5 protein-coding genes are annotated in these 4,345 nt (G+C 57.2%); 4 read left to right on the forward strand and 1 reads right to left on the reverse strand.

Annotated features, from left to right (window positions below):
• A partial coding sequence (gvpD, locus tag QT222_RS05555) for a gas vesicle protein GvpD P-loop domain-containing protein (protein WP_491476569.1) occupies nt 1-1,068 on the reverse strand: 1,068 nt, incomplete at its 3' end.
• A 211-nt stretch (nt 1,069-1,279) separates the two neighbouring features.
• On the opposite strand from gvpD, the gene gvpA reads away from it, so the two are divergent.
• The 4 genes from gvpA (at nt 1,280) to QT222_RS05575 (ending at nt 4,225) form a co-directional block, all read left to right on the forward strand.
• Nucleotides 1,280-1,516 (forward strand): gas vesicle protein GvpA, encoded by a 237-nt coding sequence (gene gvpA / locus QT222_RS05560; RefSeq protein ID WP_004056706.1) that lies wholly within the window; start codon nt 1,280-1,282, stop codon nt 1,514-1,516.
• Nucleotides 1,517-1,592: 76 nt separating this feature from the next.
• On the forward strand, nt 1,593-2,738 hold the full coding sequence (locus QT222_RS05565; RefSeq protein WP_491476570.1) for a MucR family transcriptional regulator: 1,146 nt from the start codon (nt 1,593-1,595) through the stop codon (nt 2,736-2,738).
• Nucleotides 2,735-3,778, forward strand: coding sequence for a gas vesicle protein GvpN (gene gvpN / locus QT222_RS05570; protein ID WP_491476571.1), 1,044 nt, complete (start codon nt 2,735-2,737; stop codon nt 3,776-3,778). Before QT222_RS05565 ends, gvpN begins: the two co-directional genes overlap by 4 nt.
• A gap of 24 nt (nt 3,779-3,802) precedes the next feature.
• Entirely contained in the window at nt 3,803-4,225 is a 423-nt protein-coding gene (locus QT222_RS05575) for a gas vesicle protein GvpO (RefSeq protein ID WP_491476572.1), read from the forward strand.
• Nucleotides 4,226-4,345: the final 120 nt, after the last annotated feature.

Below are 4,345 nucleotides of genomic sequence, written 5' to 3' on the forward strand. Positions count from 1 at the left end.
GTTTCGGGACGGACCGGCATACGTCTCGAAGACGTGACAGTACGTATCAAATACTCGGGGGGTGAGCACCGAGTTCAGGTCGTTGTGAAGTAACCCCGGACTCCCCTCGCGCGGGGGAACAACGGCGACGCCCATCTCGTTGGCGAGAAAGTTGCGGATGGTCGGAAGCGTTAGCACGCTCCATGCGTCGCGGGAGAGGTCGGTTCCCAGGTCGAGGTGAATCACGCTTCCCCGGTTGTACCCACCCGAGAGGATGGGGTCGAGGTCACCGATACCGGTCGAAAACTTTGCCTTGGTGTTAGTGCGCGGTTCCCACGTGCCGTTGTTCGCTCCCGTCCGAACGGTCGGTAATTCGACGGGTGTAATCGCTTGAAACTGCCCGTCTGCGAGCGTGATGGGCTGTAGTCGATTACCAATACGGACTCCGCGCAACTTCTCTAGTCGGAGATACCGGCGCGTTCGTCCCCGCTCGTCTTCTGCGACCTGCAACGTGACGACACCGTCGACGATGTATTCGAGTGGCGACGAATCGGCGGTTTCCGAGACGAGTAACAACCGGATATTTTCTTGGCGGGCCAGCGAGACCAACTGGGTCGTTACCGTCTCGATATCCGGGGAATCGTCGTGACGACTGGCCAGATACTCGTAGATGAGCTCCCAACTGTCGAAGGCGATTGTGAGCCGTTTGCTCGCGGCTTTTATCTGTTGAATCCACTCGAGCAACGAATCTAACCCCAACTTCTCGAAGGGGACATCCACGTCTAAGGGTAACTCGAACGGGTCTTGAGAGAGGTCGAGGATGTGCGTCTTATCGAGGGAGGAGTGCTCTCTGAAGTACATCTCGTGAACGGTGTCTTGATCGACGCGGGTCGACACGTAGAGAACATCGCCATCGCGCTCTAACACGTCGAGACCGCGTATCGTGAACAGCGTCTTTCCCGTTCCCGGCGCTCCGTTAACGAGCAGCGTGTGACCTGGGTCGCCAGTAAAAAAGCGGCTGACCTCACGGGGAAACAGCACGCGTCCTTGTTGTTCTGTAGGTGAGTAGGCAGGGTTTGGTGGGGGCATGGATGACGCACTTTGGTCGAGAGACAGAGAGCTGCTTTACCGGCTTGAAAGGGATGCGTGATGCTCTCAGTCAAGGCGACCTGTGTCATTCATCTCTGCCAAACTACTTAGATGTTTGACTCATTACGAGAGGTGAAACGGTTGCTGAACCAACACGAATGATTTTGTTACTTGCCAACACGTTTTCAGATGGGTATAACCCAGATCAATCATGGTTCAGCCCGATTCATCAAGTCTGGCGGAAGTTCTGGATCGCGTACTGGACAAGGGTGTCGTCGTTGACGTGTGGGCTCGTATCTCCCTTGTCGGTATCGAGATTCTGACCGTCGAGGCGCGGGTCGTTGCCGCGTCGGTCGACACCTTCCTCCACTACGCCGAAGAAATCGCCAAGATCGAACAAGCAGAACTCACCGCTGGTGCCGAGGCGGCACCTACGCCTGAGGCCTGATAGCTCGCCTCTGCGGTGCGTAACGGAGACGCAGGGGTTGTAAGTAACGCTACTCGACCGATTTTTCGAACCCACTATGAGTGTCAAAGACAAACGTGAAAAGATGACCGCCACCCGCGAGGAATTCGCGGAAGTACAGCAAGCGTTCGCGGCCTATGCCGACGAGTTCGCTGCCGATGTTGACGATAAACGAGACGTAAGCGAACTCGTCGATGGGATTGATACCCTGCGGACGGAGATGAACAGCACTAACGATGCGTTTCGCGCATACAGTGAGGAATTCGCCGCCGACGTCGAGCACTTCCATACGTCGGTTGCTGACCGACGCGACGCCTTCGACGCGTATGCCGACATTTTCGCGACAGATGTCGCGGAGATGCAGGATGTGAGTGACCTCCTCGCCGCAATAGACGACCTCCGGGCGGAGATGGACGAAACTCACGAAGCGTTCGACGCCTACGCGGATGCATTCGTGACCGACGTGGCTACCCTTCGCGATGTGTCGGACCTGCTGACGGCGATTTCGGAACTCCAGTCGGAATTCGTCTCTGTGCAGGGCGAATTTGATGACTACGCTAGTGAGTTCGGTGCCGACATCGACCAGTTCCACGCCGCTGTCGCCGAAAAACGCGATGGTCACAAAGACGTTGCTGACGCCTTCCTCCAGTACCGAGAGGAATTTCACGGCGTCGAGGTACAGTCCTTATTGGACAATATCGCTGCCTTCCAGCGAGAGATGGGGGACTACCGGAAAGCGTTCGAAACGACTGAGGAAGCGTTCGCCTCCTTCGCTCGCGACTTCTACGGGCAGGGCGCTGCTCCCATGGCGACACCCTTGAACAACGCGGCTGAAACAGCCGTGACTGGCACGGAGACCGAGGTAGACATACCTCCGATAGAAGACTCCGTAGAACCCGACGGTGAAGACGAGGACTCGAAAGCAGATGACGTCGAAGCCGAAGCCGAAGTCGAGACGGTAGAAATGGAGTTCGGTGCGGAGATGGACACAGAAACCGACGAAGACGTCCAATCGGAGTCGGTCAGAGAAGACGACCAGTTCCTGGACGACGAGACGCCAGAGGATATGGTCCAGTGTCTGGTGTGCGGCGAATATTATCAGGCGATTACGGAACCCCACCTTCAGACACACGACATGACGATCAAGAAATACCGCGAAGAGTACGGCGAGGACGTGCCACTCCGCCCGGATGATAAAGCATGACGAACAGCTCACGTGAGCGGAAGGTACGAGGCTCACAAATCCGCACGTCTCGCCGGGAAAAACAGGACAAGAACGCACGCAATCGGACGGAAAAGGAACTCACCCGTCTCGAAAATCACCAGACCCACCGAACGAAAAACGGAACGAGCAAGCTCGACGAGCGGTTCATCCCCGAAGAACAACCGTTCATCGAGACCGAGGCGGTCACGCAGGTTGAAACCCGCATGCGCCGGTGGCTCGACGTTGGACGCCCCGTCCACCTTATCGGCCCGACCGGCTGCGGAAAGACGGCGCTGGCGATGCACGTCGCTCGCGAGCGTGACCGCCCGGTCGTCTGGATTAACGGTGATGCTGACCTGACGACTAGCGACCTCGTCGGTGAGTACGCAGAAAAAGAGCGGATTTCGGAGCGTGACAAGTACGTCCACAATGTCGTCAAGAGCAAGGATATCGTTCGGGACCGCTGGGTGGATAACCCCCTTACACTCGCCGTACGGGAGGGGGCAACGCTGGTGTACAACGAGTTTTCCCGCACGAAACCCGTCGCGAACAACGTCCTGCTGTCGGTGTTCGAAGAGGGCGTGCTCGAACTGCCGGGTCAGCGGGGGAAATCGCGGTACGTCGATGTCCACCCCGACTTCCGAGCGATTCTGACCTCGAACTCGGTAGAGTACGCCGGTGTTCACGAGCCACAGGACGCACTCCTCGACCGACTCGTCGGTCTCTATCTGGATTTCTACGATAGAGAAACCGAGGTCGAAATCGTCCGGGCCCACGTCGACGATTTCGACACGGAGGACACAGAACAGGTCGTCCGGCTAATGCGCGAGTTGCGCGAGCGCCTCGACGTTAACGTCGGAACCCGGGCGGCGATTATGGCTGCGGAGGGTCTCACGACCGTCGACGACCTCGACCGGTCGATACTAACCGACATCTGTGTCGACGTGTTGGCCTCGAAAGTCGCTCAGCACAGTGATGTCCACGAGTTACGAGACGAGGTCGAAGCGACGATCAAAGGCATGGAGGGGACCCTTTCTTGAGGCAGTAGCCTCATAGGTAGTATAATGTCAGACCAAGGGAATGAACATGCCAATCACGATGGCATCGACAATGCGGGACTTTCAGCCGAAGTGGGGTCGGGTCCAGAAGCGAAGCGTACCCGCGACGAGCCGTCCGAACAGACCGCTTCGGACGAAGCGGTGTCAAATCAATCTCCGGATTCGACAATCGGGCTTAGTGATGCACAGGTCCGAGCGCGGGAAGCCGCCAAAGAACTGTTGGAATACGAGTTCGAGGGAATCATCAAAATCGAGGCGGCCAATGGCGATGGCTGGCGTACCGTCGTGGAACTGGTCGAACGTAACGCCGTGCCAGACACGCAGGACATCATCGGCCGCTACGAAATCACGCTCGACGCGACGGGCAGCGTCACCGGCTACGAGCTTTTGGAACGCTATCGACGCGGAGACATGAAAGAAGAACTGTGACTCAGTGGAACAGTTGAGAGCCAGACAACGGCGCTGTCGCGCCTTCGTTCGTACATTCGGAACTGAGTTGGTGACGGATTTAGGCTAGCCGAAACTTCGAAATGGTCATATATGTTTAGG

This window comes from Haloferax sp. s1, from assembly GCF_058382125.1.